Here is an 18,414-nt window from a genome sequence, read left to right as displayed (position 1 = left end):
TAGATAAGTTAAGCTTTGGGGGAAAATAAAACGAAGAACAAAAATACAATAAATATCGTAACTACTTGATATTCAGTTTATTTTTATTTTAAAATTAATTAAACGCTCCGTGTTAATTGGTTCGTGAATGATCTTCTAACTATTGTGAAATTTATAGATAGGAAGAAGGATAGTTTTTAGAAAACAGATTTTATAAAGTAGAATTTTGTTATAAAAACGTTGTGTTTCAGTAGGGGAATTACGGCGATACTAAACAATCATGAATTTTCCTTTTTCAGCGTCAAAAACAATATGCTCGTCTTTGAATAAGGTATTAAAACTTCCTTTTGAAATAAAATTACAAGGCTCGTCTTGAAGCACTGTTTCAGGAGTCATAATAATCATTTCGTCACTCAATTGTATCGCCATATCAATATCATGAGTAGAAAATAAAATGCATTTTCCGGTTTCATGAGTAAGTTTTTTCAAAAGTTTGAATAAAGCCACCTTATGTAATAAATCCAAATGGGTAGTAGGTTCATCTAAAATTATTAACGGAGTATCCTGCGCCAAAGCGCGTGCAATCAATACTTTTTGTAATTGTCCGTCACTGATTTCATAATGCTTTTTTGTGGCTAAATGACTGATTTGCGTCAATGCCATCGCTTCATTAACTTTAACAATATCAATATCAGATAAAGTTCCCATCCAATTGGTGTAGGGCTGTCTTCCTAAAGCAATGAGTTCAAAAACTGTTAAGTTACTGGGAGGCAATTTTTCGGTTAAAACGATACTTAGGTTTTGGGCCAAGTCCAAAGATTCGTAATCACTGATTTTCTTTTCATTTAAAAATACAGTACCGGAAAGTGGTTTCTGGATTCCTGTTATCGTTTTTAAAAGCGTTGATTTTCCAATGCCATTCGCACCAATTAAAGCAATCAGTTTTCCTTTTTTTAAAGCAATAGAGATATCTGAAGCCACTACGATTTTCTCTTTTTTATGAAAATAGCCGATGCTGATTTGAGATGCTTGTAAGATGATTTTGTTTTCCATTAGGCAATCATTTTTCGTTTACTAACCAATAGCCAAATTACTACAGGAGCACCAATTATTGAAGTCACAGCATTGATTGGCAAAGTGATTTCCAATCCGGGCAATTCTGAAATTACATCACAAATAAGCATAATCGATGCTCCTAAAAGTAACGTGCTCCAATACAAAACCGAATGGTTACTGGTTTGAAACACTAATTTTGCTATGTGTGGAACTGCCAGTCCTACAAAGGCAATTGGACCTGCATACGCGGTGATGCTTCCGGCTAAAATACTTGTTGCAAAAATAATAATTAATCGTGTTTTTTTGAAATTCAAACCTAAACTGCGAGCGTAATTTTCACCCAATAATAAGGCATTTAGCGGTTTGATACTAAACAGACTTAATAACAAACCAATCCCAACACAAACGGTTAGAATTAATATGGATGACCAAGACAAGTTGCCTAAATTTCCCATGGACCAAAACGTGAATTTTTGTAATTGTTCAGCGGAACTAAAATATGTAAGAACGCCTACTATTGCACTGGTAAAACTACCAAACATTAACCCAACAATTAAGATGGCCATTGTATCTCGAAGCCTTTGTGAAACCATCAAAACGGCGAGTAATACAACTGAACTTCCTATAGTTGAGGCTAAAACCACTCCATAAGAGGATAATAAAATTGTACTTAAAAAATGTGGAAGTAAGCTCGCTCCTAATATTACAAAAGCGACACCTAAACTGGCACCGGAACTCAGTCCTAAAACATAAGGTCCCGCCAATGGATTTCGAAATAAAGTTTGCATCAGCAAACCACTTATAGATAACCCCATTCCAACAAGAATTGCAGTAATGGCTTTGGGTAAACGATAATTGATGATGATATATTCCCAAGTGGATTTACTCGCTTGACCACCAGTTAAACTAGTATAAATTTCTTTAAAAGGTATCGTGATGGAACCAAAACTAATGTTCACAAAAAACAATAGAACAAGCCCTAAAGTAAGCAAGAAAAATAGAATCGTATTTCGTTTTTGATTCGCCAATTTAATTTAGTTTTTGTGCAAAAGTAAAAGTATAATTTGGAAGCAGTTCAGGATGGAAGATTTTAATGAAATCTTTCAAGACTAAATCCGGACGGCTTGGTGCTAATTCATAATAAATCGTGCCTCCAGTTGTACCTAATTTACTTTCAAAAGTATATACATTTTTAGATTTTGTTGCGTCAAACTGACTGTAATGCGGATTGCTATTTTCGAATTCAGCACTACTTTTAAAAGAACCTGTTGCGATCCAATATTGCGCTGTTTTTGCTTTCTCTAATATTTTTTCAAAAGGCAAACTAAGACTTCCTGTTCCTTCCACATTTGCCCACAAATAATTTGCTTTGGCATCTTTCATAAATTGGGCTACCCAGCTATTTCCTCTTGCTACATACCATTGCTCTTGATACATTGCTCCATACAAAACGGTTGCTGTTGGTTTTTTGGTTGCAACCAATTGTATTGCGTCATTGTAATTTTTAACAATTTCATCAAAAAGCGTTTTTGCTTCTTTTTCTTTTCCAAATAAAGCACCGTAAAGCTTAATCCATTCTGCTTTGCCCAGTGGAGTTTGTTCCATCCAGTCCGCTTGTATAAGTACATTAAGACCACTTTTTTGTAAATTATCAATCATTGGATTGTTGTTGTCAACTCCAAAAGTTACGATTAAATTAGGCGCCAAATCAATGAGTTGCTCCATGTTTAATTTTTCGTTTTGTCCTATGTTTTTAACAGCGCCACCATCAATTAGTTTTCTGGTTTTTTCAGAAGAAACATAATCAGTATGCGGGAAACCCACCAGTGATTTTTCAACTCCCAGCATTTCCAAAAAAGGAATATTAGTCGTTGAGGTAACGACGATTGATTCTAAAGGAACTGAAATTGTGGTGTATTTTTGCAGGCTATCCGGAATGCTGCCGTTTTTTTCTTTTAAGATATAAGTGAAGTTTTTATTGGCTTCAGGCCAAGGATTGGAAACCGTCACTATTGTATATCCTTCGTAGGTATTAATAGAAAGTCCCGAGGCGTATTCGATTGCATTTTTTGAATTTATACTTTCTTTTACCTTTAAGGTTTCGCTTTTTTTACATCCAACTAAAGTTGAAAAAGAGAAAACAAAAAGGATTAATTTAAAGGTGAATTTCATGGTTTAATTTTTCGATAGCGACAAAGGTATACCAAATTTATAAAATTTCTTGTTTATTTTTAGCAGTAAAAAATTGAACAAATACTATCTTTACGAAATGAATAGCATTAAAGTCAAAAACTGTTCTACTTGCGGAACTCCTTTTAATTGTGGGGACACAGCTGAAGGAAGTAAATGCTGGTGCAACAATTTTCCACCTATTTTTACTCCGTCAGAAGTGGTGGATTGCTTGTGTTCCAGTTGTTTTACAAACGCCTGCTCCACTAAAATTGACGAATATGTTGCCACACTATCTTCTGAAACTGCAACGAATAGCAAAGCTAAAGATTTACCCAAAACGACTGATCTCATAGAAGGAATCGACTATTATTTAGAAAATGGAAATTATGTTTTTAAAGCTTGGTTTCATCTAAAAAGAGGTAATTGTTGTGGCAATGGATGTAGACATTGTCCGTACGGATTTAAAAAAATATAAAAATGATATATTTAATAACTGGTGGGGAACGCTCCGGTAAAAGTAGTTATGCCGAAAATTTAGCAAAAGGATTATCGGATCAGCCAATGTATGTGGCTACAGCCAGAAAATGGGATGATGATTTCCAAAAGCGAATCGATCGCCATCAAAAAGATCGGGACGAACGATGGATTAATATCGAAAAAGAAAAACACTTGAGCGAAATTGTTTTTTCGGGAAAAGTAGCTATTGTCGATTGCGTTACGCTTTGGTTAACGAACTTTTTTGTGGATACTAAAAATGATGTTTCCTTATGTTTAGAACAAGCTAAAGACGAATTTGACGCCATTGCCAATCAAGAAAATGCAACTATTATTATTGTAACCAATGAAATAGGGATGGGCGTTCATGCCGAAACTCAGATTGGTAGAAAATTCACTGAACTTCAAGGTTGGATGAATCAATACATCGCTGCAACTGCCGATACCGTGGTACTTATGGTTTCTGGAATTCCTGTAACGATAAAAGAAAAAAAATGAAATAGCTATGATTTTATAATATTAAATTCAAAGAAAATATTGCCTCATAGCGTATTACATATTCAATTAAAAATCAATAAAAAACTACATATGAATTTTGTAACTTCTTGGAGTGGCGGAAAAGACAGTTGTTATGCAATGATGCAAGCAATTCAGCAAGGATTTATTCCAAAAGTGTTACTCAATATGATGAATGAAAACGGGAAAGTGTCTCGTTCTCATGGATTACCATTGTCTATATTGAATCAGCAAGCCAAAAAAATGGGATTAGCTCTTGAAGGAATTCCCGCAACTTGGGGTGATTATGAAGCCAAGTTTATTGCAGTTTTGAAAATGCTAAAAGCCAAATATGATTTGGAAGCAGCCGTTTTTGGTGATATTGATTTGCAACCTCATAAAGATTGGGAAGATAAAGTATGTGCCGCAGCATTGCTAAAAGCAATTTTACCTTTGTGGCAACAAGACCGAATTATTTTGGTAAACCAAATGCTTGAAAACGGAATTGTAACGATGATTGTTTCTTGTAATACAATGATGGGTGAGAGCTATTTAGGTAAAATTTTGAACAAAGAATTGGCACAAGAATTACACGAAAAAGGAATAGATCCTTGTGGTGAAAATGGGGAGTTTCATACTTTGGTAATTAACTGTCCGTTATTTTCTGAAGCGATTGAACTGCCAGAATTCACTAAAATTACCTATGAAAATTATTGTTTCATCGTTTGGGAAGAATAACTTTTCAAAAACAAAAAAAGCAATGTCAATATCAATGTCAAAAATCAATATCAAATCAATATCAAAGTAATGTTTTTCAAATTGATTTTTGCAATTGTCATTGAATTTTGCCATTGAACTTTTAAATAAAAAAACATGACTTATTTAGATAAAATTTTAAAATCCCGTCGCGACACCCGTCATTTTACGGAGGATCAAGTACCGGATGCTGTTCTTGAAAAAGCACTGCAAGCTGGGCATTGGGCGCCTTCTGTGGGTTTGACTGATGCCACAAAATACTATCTGATCAGGTCGACTGAAATAAAGAAAGCCATTAAAGATTTGTTTTTAGATTATGATGAAAAAGCTGTTGCTTTAACGGATAACGAACAACAAAAACTTGCGTACAAAGCCCTTAAGTTAGAAGCAATAGAAGAAGCACCACTGGGATTAGTGATTTGTTATGATCGTTCCGTTTTGAATAATTTTACGATTGGAACCGTTGGGAGTAATGAAGCAGTAAAGTTCAGTTCCGTTTGTGCGGCGCAAAATATTTGGCTATCCTTAACGGAGCAAGGCTATTCCATGGGATGGGTTTCCATATTGAATTACTATCAGTTCAAGCAATTATTAGGTTTGCCTGAAAATATGGAGCCATTGGGGTATTTTTGTGTGGGAAAACCGGCGACCAACTATGATAATCAGCCCATGTTGCAACAACTGAATTGGAAACAAAAACAAGAAATTCCATTAGTTGAGGAAATCAATGTTTTACATGAAAGTACAGTGGAGAAAGTGTTTTTTGATACTAAAAATGAAATAGATTCTGTTGCTTTTGCAAATGCGTTACAACATAAAATTGACCAAAAAACCAAACCAACTGGTTCATTAGGAATTTTAGAAGTGCTCGCCAAACAAATAGGGGTGGTATTTCAAACGTTAGAACCTCAAATTATAAAACCTAATCTGGTTGTTTTTGCCGCAGATCACGGAATTGCAAATCACGGAGTAAGTGCCTATGCGCAAGATGTAACGAGACAAATGGTGAATAACTTTTTGATTGGAGGTGCCGCAATCAATGTGTTTTGTAAACAAAATAAAATCCAATTGGCTATTGTGGATGCGGGTGTGAATTATGATTTCCCTATGAATACGGATTTGATTTTGGCTAAAATAGGGAAGGGAACGCGCTCTTTTTTACAAGGACCTGCTATGAGTAAAACAGAACTTGAATTGTGTTTTATCAAAGGAAGCGAGATTGTTGCCACTATCGCAAAAACCGGCAGTAATTGTATTGGTTTTGGCGAAATGGGTATTGGTAACACCGCTACAGCTTCGGTTTTAATGAGCATTATTTTAGAATTACCTATACAAGATTGCGTAGGAAAAGGCACTGGAGTAAATGAGGAAAAGTTGATTCAAAAAATTGAGATCCTTAAAAAAAGCCTTGCTAATTATAATGGTACAGATGATTTAGATAGCAAATTAGCCTATTTTGGGGGATTTGAAATCATGCAAATGGTAGGTGGAATGCTTCAGGCAAAAGAGGGAAATTTGTTGATTCTTGTTGATGGCTTTATCTGTACTATTGCTTTTTTAATTGCCTTCAAAAAGAATCCATCCATTACTAAAAATGCTATTTTTTGCCATTCATCTGCTGAGCAAGGGCACCAGAAAATATTAGATTACCTAGGAGTCCGTTCTTTGCTGCAACTTGATTTGCGTTTGGGTGAAGGAACGGGTTGCGCGATTGCTTTTCCTATAATTGAGTCGGCTGTGGCATTCTTGAATGAGATGGAGAGTTTTGAATCAGCAGGGGTTAGTGGTCGATAAACGGCATTATACCCGATTGTTGTAGAGACGCTGCAGTGCGTCTCTACGTGAGAAATAAAATCAAAAAATAATTCCAAAAATGAAAAAAGAATTCCACATATTTTTTACAGCATTAATGTTTTACACTAGAATTCCATGTCCTGCAACTATCGATCATAATCCAGATTATTTAAATAAAGCATCCCGTTATTTTCCATTAATTGGTTGGATTGTAGGGAGTGTGGCTTTTGGGGTATATTGTGTTTTTAATTATTTAGTTGCGCCTGAAATTGCAGTAATCTTCTCTATGATTGCTTCGGTTTTAGTTACGGGAGCTTTTCATGAAGATGGTTTTGCTGATGTTTGTGATGGTTTTGGAGGCGGTTGGACCAAAGAAAAAATCCTAATAATTATGAAAGACAGTGCCATCGGAGCTTATGGAGCGATAGGTGTAGTGCTGTTGTTAGTGCTTAAATTTCAAGGGTTGACTCAATTAATTGATGTCTCGGATAATCCTAAATTTCTAATTTATAATTCACAATTAATAATTTTATTATTGCTTGTTTCAGGGCATTCCCTCAGTCGATTAGCAGCGATTTCAATTGTTTTTACCCATGAATATTCTCGTGAGGACGCTTCAAGCAAAAGCAAACCTATCGCACAAAGTTATTCTTGGAGAGAAGTGGTGGGAGCTTTCTTTTTTGGATTGCTTCCATTAGTTATTTTATCCTATTTTCAGTGGCAAATGCTGTTGGTTTTAATCCCTGTTTTTCTGACCCGATTTTTTATGGCGCGTTATTTTCAGAAATGGATTGACGGGTACACCGGGGATTGTTTGGGTGCAACCCAACAGGTTTGTGAAGTGGTTTTTTATCTATCAGTTATTGTATTATGGAAGTTTATTTAGTACGTCATACGGAAACGGTTTGCGAAAAAGGAATTTGTTATGGACAATCGGATGTGAAAATAATGGAGCCTTATGACGCTGTTTTTTACTCTCTTTTGAGCCAATTGCCTCAAGACGCAAGGATGTATTCCAGTCCTTTGCTTCGCTGTGTGCTTTTGGCAAATTACATAAAAGACAATTCAGAAATTACTACTGTTAACGAAGATTCCCGCTTGCTGGAAATGAATTTTGGCGATTGGGAAATGAAAAATTGGGATGTAATTCCACCGGATGATTTTACACCTTGGATGACTGATTTTGTAAATGTTCGTGTACCCAATGGAGAGTCATTTACCGATTTACATGATCGAGTAGTTGATTTTATAAATAATGAACTTCCAGTAACCGATTCAAAACCAGTAATTATTGTGGCTCATGCTGGAGTGATACGAAGCTTTTTATGTGAAATTTCAGATTTACCGCTTAAGGATGCTTTTCAGAATAAAGTAGATTTTGGGGCTGTAATTAAAATTGAATTATAAAATTCGCAATTATTTAGGTTATTAACTTAATATAATTTTATCTTTGCCGCCGTATTGAGGTTGAGGTTTGTTTTTTCAAACCACATTAAAAGGGAAGAGAGTGATTGAAAGTTAATAATTTTTGATTTCAGATTTAAAAATTCGAAATCATTATTCAAAATTCAAAAATCTCACGCTGTACCCGCAACTGTAAGCTATCAAGCTTGTTGTTATCTACAAAACCATTGTTCGCCGCGGCGAATGAGAAGGTAAACAACAAGACGCAAGCCAGGAGACCTGCCTATTACATCGAGTATCAAACTTTCGGGAAAAAAGGTTTGGGTATGGGTCATTCTATGCTTTTCTCCCCATTTATTAAATTTTTACATTTTTAAAATGAACAAAAAATTCATTCGCTTTAGTGCGATTGCATTGTTATTTGCAATGAACACGTATGCACAAGAACAAGAGCCAAAACAGCTTGATGAGGTTGTTGTTTCCGATTCGAAATTTGCATTATCAAAAGAAAAATCAGGAAAAGTTATCGTCAAAATTACTGCTGAGGATTTGAAGAAAAAATCTGGGCAATCAGTAGCTTCAGTTTTAAGTACGGTAGCTGGTGTTGAAATCAATGGAAATCAGAGTCGTAATGGTAAGGATTTGGGACTTTACATTCGTGGTGGAAGAAATCATCAGGTTTTAATCTTGATTGATGGTGTTCCGGTAACAGATGCTTCCGGAATTAGCTTGTCGTATGATTTGAGATTGCTTCCAGTAGAGCAAATTGAAAGTATTGAGATTATGAAAGGTGCTTCAAGTACTTTGTACGGTTCTGGAGCAGCTACAGGTGTTATTAATATTACACTAAAAAAAGCAAGCAAAAAAGCTATTGCAGGAAATGCATATATGAATATTGGTACACAAACAGTTGCTGAAAAAGCAAATTATAGTGTGCAAGATTACAATCAGGGCTTTGCTGTAAACGGTGGTTTTGAAAAAGTAAATTATTTTGCTTCTTTGAATAGTACTGAAACTACAGGGATTTCTGAAGCAAAACCATTAAATTCAAATACTAAATTTGAAAATGATGCTTTTTCAAGAGTTAATTCTTTAGTGAAAATTGGCTTTACGCCAACTAAAAAATTATCATTTGATTTCTTTGCTAATTATGATCGAATGAAAAACGATTTTGATGCAGGTTCGTTTGCAGATGATCTTAAAAATTTCAGTCTTTCGGAGCAATTTAGAGTTGGCTTTACTCCAAAATATAAATACAATAAAGGAGAATTGGTTATCAATTCCAGTGCAAACGTAATCAACCGCGACATCTTTAGTTATGGTTCTTTATTTCAGGCGAAGTCAAGAAGTGTCAATGTTGATGCCTTTAATAAATATGAAATTTCATCTCAATTATTTGTAGTAACAGGAGCACAATTTCAGTTTCACGAAATGTCAAACATGAGCCAGTATGATGCGATTACAAATGAAGTGGCTAAATTCAATATGATTGATCCTTATGTAACTGCTGTTTATAATTCAGACTTTGGATTAAACTTAAATGCAGGAGCACGTTATAACATTCATAGTAAATACGGGAATAATTTAGTTTATAATGTTAATCCATCGTATAGCTTTTCAGAATCATTAAAAGTATTGGCTTCGTATAGTACTGCATTTGTTACTCCAAGTTTGTACCAATTGTACTCTCCGTATGGTGATTTGAATTTATCTCCAGAGAAAGATGCAACTGCCGAAGCTGGTTTTGAAGTAAGTTTGCTAAACAAAAAAATTGTTTTAAATGCAGTTGCTTTTCAAAGGGAAGAAAAAGATGCAATCGGGTTTGATTTGATGACTTATAAATACTTCAATGTTAATGGGAAAAATAAAGCAAAAGGTATTGAAACAATGATTTCGTATGCTTTTAATGATAACATAAAATTCAATGCAAATTATACCTTCACAGAATTAGAAAGACAATCTCGTATTCTAAATCCAAAACACAAAGTAAATGCAGCTATTGATGTGCAAGCAACTCCACGTCTTGCTTTTAACGTAGCCTACCAATTTGTTTCTGATAGATATTTAGAGTATACCACTTATCCAGCTCCAACATATGACCCTATTTTAAACTCCGAAATTTTGAAAGATTACCAATTAGTAAATGCTAATATTCGTTACGAATTAATCAAAAACAGATTAAACGTTTTTAGTGCGGTTGATAATATTCTGGATAAGGATTTTGTTGAGAGCAGAGGGTATAGCACTAGAGGAAGAAACTTTAAATTAGGTTTGAATTTCTTATTCTAAAAAAAATAAAAATATATATTTTAGTTTTAGTACTTAAAGCCCGTTCCTTAATTTGGAACGGGTTTTTTGTTTTTATTTCATTTCCGAAATGAATTCTGAAATGGATTTAGCAATTTTGTTTTGCTCCTTATCATCAATCAAGTATTTTTTGTCATTTTCATTGGTTAAATAACCGAGTTCGACAATCACTGCCGGTACCTCTGATCTTTTAAGAATGTAGAAAGGACCTGTTTTTATACCTGCTATTTTCAAATTTGTATCCTTTGAAAATTTGTCATGCAGTCTTCCGGCAATTTCACTTGATTTTTCAAAAAACTCAGTTTCTTTAGCAACATAAAATTCCAAGCCAGATGTTTTATTATTTAAGCTTGAATTTACATGTAAAGATAAAACGAAATCAGGTTTGATTTTATTAATAAAATCAGTTCTTTCTTCATAGGATAAGAACGTATCATCTGATCTTGTAAGATGAATCACAACATTGCTATTTAAAGACTTAATTTTTTTAGTGACCTGTTCTACGATTTGCTTTTCAGAAATGGAATTAGAGATAACTCCAAAATCATTCCCACCATGACTTGCATCAATAACTATATTTATTTTTTTTGGCTCTAAAGGTTTAGGACTTATAAATGAAAGAGAAGCAATTATGATAAAGAATAAGCATATTTTAGTTGCGTTTTTCATGTTATGAATGTTTAAAATACTGATTATTAGGTATTAACTTGAAAAACATCTTTTTATTGTATATTTATTTTAAAGCTTTCAAAAGACCTTCGGGTGCTTTGTCAATATACATTTGGTTTTGCAGTCCATTTATAGATTTTACGTCTTTAAAATATTCAAAACCTTTCTCTGGGTTTTGTTTCAGCATTTTAGCTGTCCCTGTGATTTTACCAATTGCAGTACTCAATAAAGGCTCTGTGCTATCCCCAAGAACTCCATAAGTAGTCACGATTTCTTTTAACAGGTAATCCGGTTGTAATCCATTAAAGTAATCACCAAAACCAACTGAATTTACTATTTTTAATACAATTGGCTGCATCGCATACCTGTGATTTGGGTTTCTGTTTGCTGTTCCAAAAGTGGGGGAATCATAAAGTGTAACTGATCCAACATTTTTCCCGGTTGTCACATCACCAATTTGTACAACAGTAATGTGAGGTTTTAGTCCGTTTATCACTAATTCGCTTGCCGAAGCAGTACTTTTGGTCGTTAGAATATAGACTTTGGTCAAATTCAAACTGTTGATAGCTGTTGTCCCAATTTTATCAGTGAAGTTGTTCTTTAAAGATTCAGGACTATTCGTTTCAAAATAGCTATTGATTTTGGCATTCCATTGCTGTTTTGCGAATATTTGCCCAGTAAATTGTCCCGTTATCATACTTGCTAATCGTGTTGCCGTAAGAACAGAACCACCGCCATTGTAACGTAAATCTACAACCAAGTCAGTAATCCCTTGTGATTTCAAAGAAGCAAAAGCATCATTTAGTTGCGTGTCATAATTAGCATAAAAGCCATTGTACATTAAATATCCTATTTTATGAGAACCGGAAGTTATTACTTTGTTGATTAAAATTGGATTTTCTGATAAGACTGTTTTTGTCAATGCCACTGATTTTCCATTGGAAACAATCGTTGTTCCATTGTAGTCCGCCATATTTAATGTGTAACTATCAGCGGCTAATAGGGCTTGGTAATTATTTATGGTAAGTTGTGTTCCGTTTACAGCAGTAAAGAAATCGCCACGCTTAATGCTTTTGGTAGAAGCATCTGAATTTGCAATAATATAACGGACATACCCAAATATTTCAGTATTGCTTCCTGGTTTATAACTTAAACCAAAATCAATACCGTCATTTTTTGTGGTTCCCTGAAGCGCTCCTTCGAGTTCTAAATAATCATCTACAATCCAACTGAATCGGTCAATAGTTTTGTCGACTCTCAAAGCATTAAATAAATCTTCAGGAACTGGATATCCTTTTAAGAAAGTATTTAAGTCTGTTTGATTTGCAAATCGGTCATCAGCTAAGTTAGGTACGTCAGCTTGCCATAAATAGTATTGATTTAAGCCTTTCCAAATGAAATCCTGAATGTCTAAGTTTGTAGGAGCAGCTACATCGTCATTGTCTTGACAACTTTGGAAAGTAAAAACAGATAGAAGGAATAAAAGCGAAAGTAGGTATGTTTTTTTCATGTTTTGGGTTTCAATATCTTTTATAAACGTAAAAATACTAACTTTAGTTTTTATTTATAGTTTTTTTGTAACAAAAAGAAATATGAATCGTCTTGATTCTATAACCACTTTATTAAATACTCCTTATGAACCAAAATGAGTTTGTGCTGCTAATCTCACCATTCAAAGACAAAGTCTTTCGGCTGGCTAAGCGACTGCTCATAAGTACTGAAGAGGCAGAAGATGCAACTCAGGAAGTCTGGGTTGAATTATGGAGTAAAAATAAAAATTTAGAAGATTTTAATAGTGTCGAAGCTTTTGCAATGACAATAACAAAAAATTATTGTTTGGATCAGTTGAAATCTAAAAGAGCAAGGAATATGAAAATAGTTCACAATAATTTTACGGATAGCCAAGCTAGTTTGGATAAAAAAGTAGAAGATATTGATAGCCTGAATTGGGTTGAAAAAATAATAAACCAATTGCCTGAACAACAACGATTATTAATACAAATGCGGGATATTGAACATTATGAATTTGCTGCAATTGCGGAAATAGTAAACATGAATGAAACTGCTATTCGCGTAGCGCTTTCAAGAGCTAGGAAAACGATAAGAGAAAGCATGACAAAAACGCACAGCTATGGAATTAAATAAAATAGAAATACTTTTAGAAAAATACTTTCAGGGAGAAACCAGTATTGCCGAAGAAAATGAATTACGTAATTATTTTTCTTCGCTGCATGTTGCGCAGCATTTAGAACAATACAAGCCTATGTTTGGATATTTCTCTCTCCCAAAAGAGCAAATGTTAAAGCAAGAAATTCCGCGACTCCCGAGGCCTCGGGATAAAAAACATTATGTGGTGTGGTTATCTATTGCGGCTTCTGTAGTTGTTTTGTTAGGAATTGGGACGTATGTGTTTTATGATTATGAGAATGTAAATGAGAAACATGATTTAGGAACGTATGATGATCCTGAAGATGCTCTTAGAGAAACTCAAAAAGCATTGGCATTATTATCAAATCATGTAAATGTTGGCATAGAAAGTGTATATTATATTAGAGAATATCAAGAGTCAAAAGAATTAATTTTTAAACAATAATAAATATAAAAAAATGAAGAAGTTTTTAATAACAGTAGTAGCAGTATTAGTTTCAAGTCCATTTTTCGCGCAAGCAGCCTTCGATAAATTCGACGGACAAGACGATGTTACTTCGATCATAGTCAATAAAAAAATGTTTGATTTAATGAGCAAAGTAAAAGTGGATGCTTCCGATAGAGAAACGCAGCAATACCTTAATTTAATAAAAAAATTAGACAACTTAAAAGTCTTTACTACAAAAAGCACCAGAGTGGAAGGTGAAATGAAAGTTGCTGCTGATAAATACATAAAAACGGCAGGTCTTGAAGAATTGATGCGTGTAAATGACAGCGGAAAAAATATTAAAATTTTAGTAAAATCAGGAGCAAAAGATTCTCAAATAAGAGAGTTGTTAATGTTTATTGAAGGTGTTAAAAATGACGATACGGTTTTAATGTCCTTAACCGGTGATTTTGATTTGAGTGAAATTTCGATACTTACGGACAAAATGCGAATTCCTGGTGGTGACGATTTGAAGAAAGCAACAAAAGGTAAAAAGTAAAATGAAAGCTGTTTATTGTATTGCACTGCTTTTTAGCTTGTTTTTGTTCAGTTGCAATCAAGAACCTACCTTGCAGAAATACTTCGTAGAAAACACTGAAAACAAGAATTTTTTGGCTTTGGATGTTTCTCCGGAAATATTGAATGTAGATCAAACGAGATTGACATTGGAACAAAAAATAGCTTTGCAATCTTTTGATAAGATGAATGTTCTGGCTTTTAAGCTCAATGATTCCAACAAGGTGCAATTTGAAGTGGAGCGTGCTAAAGTCAATTTGATTTTAAAGGATAAAAAGTACCAGCAGCTGATGAAATTTGGTTCGGGAAAAGATGGTGCTTCTGTAAGTTATGTTGGCTCCGATGAGCACATTGAAGAGTTTGTTTTTTTTGCCAATAAAAAAGAAACTGGTTTTGCTATTGTTCGTGTTTTAGGAAAAGATATGAATCCTACGAATATCATGGCTATGATAAGCGTGTTGCAAAAATCAAATATTGATTTAGAACAACTCAAACCTTTGCAGCAATTAATGAAATAAGTGTTTGGATTAAATAGAAAGCGCCCTGATAATTTTATTATTGGGGCGTTTTTTCGTTTGAATTAAAAGCGTTTCTAATGCTATTTAGGTTGTAATCTTCTCATTATTCATTAAATGTGGTAAATCAAAAAATCACTAGAAGTTGGTATTGTGGAAACGATTTAATACTTGTTACTTTGGAATAGAAATGCCTTCAAATGGAAAAGTTGAGAGGGTTTAATACTGTAAAAGAATAGTTAACTGACCAAAGAAACTAAATAAACAAAACCAATGAAAAAAGAAAATAAAAATAATACGTTATTTTTCTATCTAGGGGCTTTTTTTATTACAACAGCGAGTTTGTCGATAGGAGTTTTAATAGTATTGCACTTCTTATTTAGACTCGGTGGGACGCTTTAAAATGATTTGGTAATAAGGTTAAAATATTTTTTAACTTGTTAGACGACACAAATTAATTGTCGCGATGAGGTCTACTTAAACTTTTCCAATAAAGCTCCGCTTTGAAAACACAAAAGCTTCAAAAATAATCTCAAGTGAACTTGATTATTTTTGAAGCTTTTGTGTTTGTTATAATCAACAGTCGAATACCCTTAAATAAAAATGGGACAAGGAAGAATTTTTCTTCTTTGTCCCATAAAGTGACCACGGTGGGATTTGAACCCACACGCCCTTGCGAGCACCAGCCCCTCAAGCTGGCAAGTCTACCGTTTCTCCACGTGGCCTTAAAAAAGAAAAGGTCAAGTAATAAATTACTCGACCTTTAGTGACCCGACTGGGGCTCGAACCCAGGACCCCATCATTAAAAGTGATGTGCTCTACCAACTGAGCTATCGAGTCAATGCTTCAAGAAAATTATGTGTTGATCACAAATTTGTGACCCGACTGGGGCTCGAACCCAGGACCCCATCATTAAAAGTGATGTGCTCTACCAACTGAGCTATCGAGTCAAATTCTTTCCTTGAATGCGGGTGCAAATATAAGGACTTATTTTGGAGTTTTCCAAGCAATTTTATTATAAATTTGTCTTTTTTTAACAAAATTACTCAACACCTTAATTTGTAAGGTTTTATTCAGATGAAAAAAATTATATTATTAGGTTATATGGGTTGTGGTAAGTCCACAATTGCCAATAAGCTGTCAAAAAATATCGAAATTCCTTTTGTGGATTTAGATAAAAAGATCGAAGAGAAAGTAAATTTGTCAATTAATGACATTTTCGAAAAGCACGGTGAAATTTATTTTAGAAAACTAGAACACGAGGTTTTCATCGAATTATTGAACTCCCCCGAAAACTTAATTATAGGTTTGGGTGGAGGAACACCTTGCTATGCAAATAATCATGAGTTGTTAAAAGGTGATAGTGTGGTATCTGTTTATCTCAAAGCTTCAATAGAGACCTTATTCGATAGATTGGCTCATAATAAAACTAAACGACCTCTTATTGCCGATAAAAGCGACGAAGAGATGAAAGAGTTTATTGCAAAACATCTCTTTGACAGAAGTTTTTATTACAACCATGCGCAGCATAAGGTAATTGTTGATGATAAGACAATCGACGAGACGGTTATGGATATAGTTGCTATTCTAGCTTAAATAGGCGTAATTGTCTCCATTTTCATCAAAAACAACTTGCACGTGTTCCAGTAGGGAAGTGGATAATGAGATTCCTTTAAAATCGGCTTTTACAGGGTACTTCTTGTGGTTTCTGTCTACAAGGACTGCTGTTTTGAACTTTTTTAAAGGAACGTCAATAAAATGCCTCACTGCATAGATCAATGTCGTGCCAGAGCTCAGTACATCATCAACAAGGACTAAGCCTTTATTTGCGTACTGTTCTTTTGCTAGGGAGGTGTGAATTGGTAATTCGGGATTTTGCTTGTTGATTTGCACTTCGCAAAGTGAAACTTTAAGAGGAGAAATTGTTTCCAGGGCTAAAGCTATTTTTTTTGCAAAAGTAAAACCGTTAGTGGCAATTCCAGCAATAACAATTTCTTCTTCATCTACAAAGGTTTCGTAGATTTGGTATGCAATTCTTTTTATTTTATGCTCAATTTCCTGATTTGTTAAGATGATATTTTTGCTCATTGTTTTTGTTTAAAAGTTTAAAGTTTAGAGATATATGGTTTGGATTAGAGAGCCTTTTTTTTAATCTAGATTGTCATCATCTTTAATCTCATTTCCAAATTCATCAATATCTCTTCGGTCTTTTTTGGTTGGTCTTCCTGTTCCGTTTTTTCGATAGTGCTCTTTGGATAATTTCAACAGTTCTAAATGTTGATAGGCTTCTGCCGGGGTATCATTTCTTCTATAAATATCGACCAATTTAGCCCCGACACGATTTTCAGGAATGTCTAAAACGGTGATGATTTGGGTGATTTGATCTTTCCGGAACGTAATTTTATCGGTAGGAAAAACCTCCTTTGAAGGCTTGGCAACCTGCCCATTTACTGTAACATGATTTTTTTTACAAGCCTCAGTTACCATGTTTCTCGTTTTATAGTATCGGACGCACCATAAATATTTGTCTATTCTCATAAATTTTCTAAAATCGGAGTTAAATAGTTTACAAAAATAAATCAATATTGTATCTTGCGCACTTAAAAATTAGCTATAATGAACAAATTTAAGTATTATTTTATTTTATTAATTACAACAATCTCTTTATTTTCATGTTCGAAGAATGATACCCCTACAGTTGAGCCACTTAGAGATTATGCAGTACAATATGCCGCCGATAATACTGACATTGAAGACTATTTAAAAACAAGTTATATAACCGTTATAGATCATCCTGGATTTGCAGACGATCAAGATGTAACCATTACAACGATACCGACTGGAGGAACTCAAAAATCAATTTGGTCTTATAAAGATCAAGCCACTTTTCCTAAGCTTTTGAGCAGAGATGTAAGTCTTCATAATATAACCTATAAATTGTATTATTTAGTGCTTAGAGAAGGAGTAGGGGCATCACCTTGTAATGTAGATGCAGTGTTAGCGTCATATAAAGGAGAATATTTATCTCGCACAACCGTATCAGGGGTTACAACTCTATCAACAACGCCATTTGAGGAAGTTAAGTATCCTCAATCTTTTTTTAGTTTATTAAGTACTATCACAGGATGGGGAGAAATATTTCCACAATTCAAAACGGGAACCTATAGCTCTAATGCTGACGGAACAGTAACTCATAACGGTTTTGGGGCAGGTGTAATGTTCATTCCTTCGGGATTAGCTTATTATGCTTCAGGAAGCGGAATTATTCCTTCTTATGCTCCTTTAGTATTTAATTTCAAATTGTATGAAATGAATAGATTAGACCAGGATGCAGATGGTATTCCCTCTTACCAAGAGGATTTAAATGGAGATGGCTACATGCGTATATTGGCAACAGGAGTTGATAATCCTGATGATACAGATAAAGATGGGATTCCTAATTTTGTAGATGTAGATGATGATGGCGATAATTATACTACTAAACTAGAAATTAAAAATCCAGCGACTGGATTGTCTTATCCATTTGCAGATATTCCAAGCTGTAGTGGTAACACTACTAATCCTGCAAGAATCAAAAAGCATTTAGATAAAGCATGTCAATAATAAAACCGACACTAAATG

Annotated in this window: 21 protein-coding genes, 3 tRNA genes and 1 riboswitch; of the genes, 13 read left to right on the top strand and 11 right to left on the bottom strand. The window is 34.2% G+C overall.

Translation table 11 applies throughout. The features are described 5' to 3' along the window. Window positions 1-249: 249 nt before the first annotated feature. The 4 genes from ACNQGG_RS13190 to ACNQGG_RS13175 all read right to left on the bottom strand — a co-directional run bounded on the left by ACNQGG_RS13190 (window position 250) and on the right by ACNQGG_RS13175 (window position 3,558). Complete coding sequence (locus ACNQGG_RS13190; protein ID WP_417964682.1) at window positions 250-1,032, bottom strand: ABC transporter ATP-binding protein; 783 nt, start codon at window positions 1,030-1,032, stop codon at window positions 250-252. Beyond that, window positions 1,032-2,063: an iron chelate uptake ABC transporter family permease subunit gene (locus ACNQGG_RS13185; protein WP_417964680.1), complete on the bottom strand. Its 1,032-nt coding sequence runs from the start codon at window positions 2,061-2,063 to the stop codon at window positions 1,032-1,034. The genes ACNQGG_RS13190 and ACNQGG_RS13185 overlap by 1 nt, the downstream gene beginning before the upstream one ends. Window position 2,064: 1 nt before the next feature. Continuing rightward, on the bottom strand, window positions 2,065-3,207 hold the full coding sequence (locus tag ACNQGG_RS13180; RefSeq protein WP_417964678.1) for an ABC transporter substrate-binding protein: 1,143 nt from the start codon (window positions 3,205-3,207) through the stop codon (window positions 2,065-2,067). A gap of 90 nt (window positions 3,208-3,297) precedes the next feature. After that, entirely contained in the window at window positions 3,298-3,558 is a 261-nt protein-coding gene (locus tag ACNQGG_RS13175; RefSeq protein ID WP_417964814.1) for a hypothetical protein, read from the bottom strand. Between ACNQGG_RS13175 and ACNQGG_RS13170 the strand changes: the two genes are divergently transcribed. From ACNQGG_RS13170 to ACNQGG_RS13140, 7 genes are all read left to right on the top strand, one after another. Then, window positions 3,476-3,682, top strand: a complete 207-nt coding sequence (locus ACNQGG_RS13170) for a DUF5522 domain-containing protein (protein WP_417964808.1) — start codon at window positions 3,476-3,478, stop codon at window positions 3,680-3,682. The genes ACNQGG_RS13175 and ACNQGG_RS13170 overlap by 83 nt on opposite strands. A gap of 2 nt (window positions 3,683-3,684) precedes the next feature. Beyond that, a complete protein-coding gene (cobU, locus tag ACNQGG_RS13165) occupies window positions 3,685-4,200 on the top strand; it encodes a bifunctional adenosylcobinamide kinase/adenosylcobinamide-phosphate guanylyltransferase (protein WP_417964676.1) in 516 nt (171 codons plus the stop codon). Between the two features lie 90 nt (window positions 4,201-4,290). Further along, window positions 4,291-4,935: a Dph6-related ATP pyrophosphatase gene (locus ACNQGG_RS13160; protein WP_417964674.1), complete on the top strand. Its 645-nt coding sequence runs from the start codon at window positions 4,291-4,293 to the stop codon at window positions 4,933-4,935. A gap of 135 nt (window positions 4,936-5,070) precedes the next feature. Further along, window positions 5,071-6,747 (top strand): nicotinate-nucleotide--dimethylbenzimidazole phosphoribosyltransferase, encoded by a 1,677-nt coding sequence (gene cobT / locus ACNQGG_RS13155; RefSeq protein ID WP_417964672.1) that lies wholly within the window; start codon window positions 5,071-5,073, stop codon window positions 6,745-6,747. Window positions 6,748-6,826: 79 nt separating this feature from the next. Next, on the top strand, window positions 6,827-7,633 hold the full coding sequence (locus ACNQGG_RS13150; RefSeq protein ID WP_417964670.1) for an adenosylcobinamide-GDP ribazoletransferase: 807 nt from the start codon (window positions 6,827-6,829) through the stop codon (window positions 7,631-7,633). Continuing rightward, on the top strand, window positions 7,618-8,154 hold the full coding sequence (gene cobC, locus ACNQGG_RS13145; RefSeq protein WP_417964668.1) for an alpha-ribazole phosphatase: 537 nt from the start codon (window positions 7,618-7,620) through the stop codon (window positions 8,152-8,154). Before ACNQGG_RS13150 ends, cobC begins: the two co-directional genes overlap by 16 nt. A 46-nt stretch (window positions 8,155-8,200) precedes the next feature. Further along, a riboswitch (cobalamin riboswitch) is annotated at window positions 8,201-8,453 on the top strand. 76 nt (window positions 8,454-8,529) lie between these two features. Beyond that, a complete protein-coding gene (locus ACNQGG_RS13140) occupies window positions 8,530-10,440 on the top strand; it encodes a TonB-dependent receptor plug domain-containing protein (protein WP_417964666.1) in 1,911 nt (636 codons plus the stop codon). A 72-nt stretch (window positions 10,441-10,512) separates the two neighbouring features. Here ACNQGG_RS13140 and ACNQGG_RS13135 read toward each other — a convergent pair whose 3' ends face one another. Beyond that, the gene (locus tag ACNQGG_RS13135) at window positions 10,513-11,127 is read right to left on the bottom strand and encodes an N-acetylmuramoyl-L-alanine amidase family protein (protein WP_417964664.1); all 615 of its coding nucleotides are present in this window, start codon (window positions 11,125-11,127) and stop codon (window positions 10,513-10,515) included. A gap of 64 nt (window positions 11,128-11,191) precedes the next feature. Beyond that, a complete protein-coding gene (locus ACNQGG_RS13130) occupies window positions 11,192-12,637 on the bottom strand; it encodes a S41 family peptidase (RefSeq protein ID WP_417964662.1) in 1,446 nt (481 codons plus the stop codon). A 125-nt stretch (window positions 12,638-12,762) separates the two neighbouring features. On the opposite strand from ACNQGG_RS13130, the gene ACNQGG_RS13125 reads away from it, so the two are divergent. From ACNQGG_RS13125 to ACNQGG_RS13110, 4 genes are read left to right on the top strand one after another with little or no spacing between them, the layout of a single operon-like run. Beyond that, window positions 12,763-13,272, top strand: a complete 510-nt coding sequence (locus tag ACNQGG_RS13125) for an RNA polymerase sigma factor (RefSeq protein ID WP_417964660.1) — start codon at window positions 12,763-12,765, stop codon at window positions 13,270-13,272. Beyond that, window positions 13,259-13,720, top strand: coding sequence for a hypothetical protein (locus ACNQGG_RS13120; protein ID WP_417964658.1), 462 nt, complete (start codon window positions 13,259-13,261; stop codon window positions 13,718-13,720). The genes ACNQGG_RS13125 and ACNQGG_RS13120 overlap by 14 nt, the downstream gene beginning before the upstream one ends. A 13-nt stretch (window positions 13,721-13,733) precedes the next feature. Then, window positions 13,734-14,261, top strand: coding sequence for a DUF4252 domain-containing protein (locus ACNQGG_RS13115; protein WP_417964657.1), 528 nt, complete (start codon window positions 13,734-13,736; stop codon window positions 14,259-14,261). A gap of 1 nt (window position 14,262) precedes the next feature. Next, window positions 14,263-14,796 (top strand): DUF4252 domain-containing protein, encoded by a 534-nt coding sequence (locus tag ACNQGG_RS13110; protein ID WP_417964655.1) that lies wholly within the window; start codon window positions 14,263-14,265, stop codon window positions 14,794-14,796. 639 nt (window positions 14,797-15,435) lie between these two features. Here ACNQGG_RS13110 and ACNQGG_RS13105 read toward each other — a convergent pair. From ACNQGG_RS13105 to ACNQGG_RS13095, 3 genes are all read right to left on the bottom strand, one after another. Continuing rightward, a tRNA-Leu gene (locus tag ACNQGG_RS13105) sits at window positions 15,436-15,518 on the bottom strand. 42 nt (window positions 15,519-15,560) lie between these two features. Then, window positions 15,561-15,633: transfer RNA gene (locus tag ACNQGG_RS13100), tRNA-Lys, on the bottom strand. A 37-nt stretch (window positions 15,634-15,670) separates the two neighbouring features. Continuing rightward, window positions 15,671-15,743 (bottom strand) — tRNA-Lys (locus ACNQGG_RS13095). A 127-nt stretch (window positions 15,744-15,870) separates the two neighbouring features. On the opposite strand from ACNQGG_RS13095, the gene ACNQGG_RS13090 reads away from it, so the two are divergent. Next, window positions 15,871-16,389, top strand: coding sequence for a shikimate kinase (locus tag ACNQGG_RS13090; protein WP_417964653.1), 519 nt, complete (start codon window positions 15,871-15,873; stop codon window positions 16,387-16,389). On the opposite strand, the gene ACNQGG_RS13085 is transcribed toward ACNQGG_RS13090, so the two are convergent. Both ACNQGG_RS13085 and ACNQGG_RS13080 read right to left on the bottom strand, forming a co-directional pair. Continuing rightward, window positions 16,381-16,881 carry a phosphoribosyltransferase family protein gene (locus ACNQGG_RS13085; protein WP_417964651.1) on the bottom strand — a complete coding sequence of 167 codons (501 nt, stop codon included), beginning with the start codon at window positions 16,879-16,881 and terminating at the stop codon, window positions 16,381-16,383. The genes ACNQGG_RS13090 and ACNQGG_RS13085 overlap by 9 nt on opposite strands. Before the next feature lie 60 nt (window positions 16,882-16,941). Then, window positions 16,942-17,331: an RNA-binding S4 domain-containing protein gene (locus ACNQGG_RS13080; protein WP_417964649.1), complete on the bottom strand. Its 390-nt coding sequence runs from the start codon at window positions 17,329-17,331 to the stop codon at window positions 16,942-16,944. Between the two features lie 78 nt (window positions 17,332-17,409). On the opposite strand from ACNQGG_RS13080, the gene ACNQGG_RS13075 reads away from it, so the two are divergent. Then, a complete protein-coding gene (locus ACNQGG_RS13075; RefSeq protein ID WP_417964647.1) occupies window positions 17,410-18,396 on the top strand; it encodes an FKBP-type peptidyl-prolyl cis-trans isomerase in 987 nt (328 codons plus the stop codon). Window positions 18,397-18,414: the final 18 nt, after the last annotated feature.

The organism is Flavobacterium esculini (assembly GCF_048284325.1).
Classification (GTDB): domain Bacteria; phylum Bacteroidota; class Bacteroidia; order Flavobacteriales; family Flavobacteriaceae; genus Flavobacterium.
This window is presented reverse-complemented; position numbering and strand designations above follow the sequence as displayed.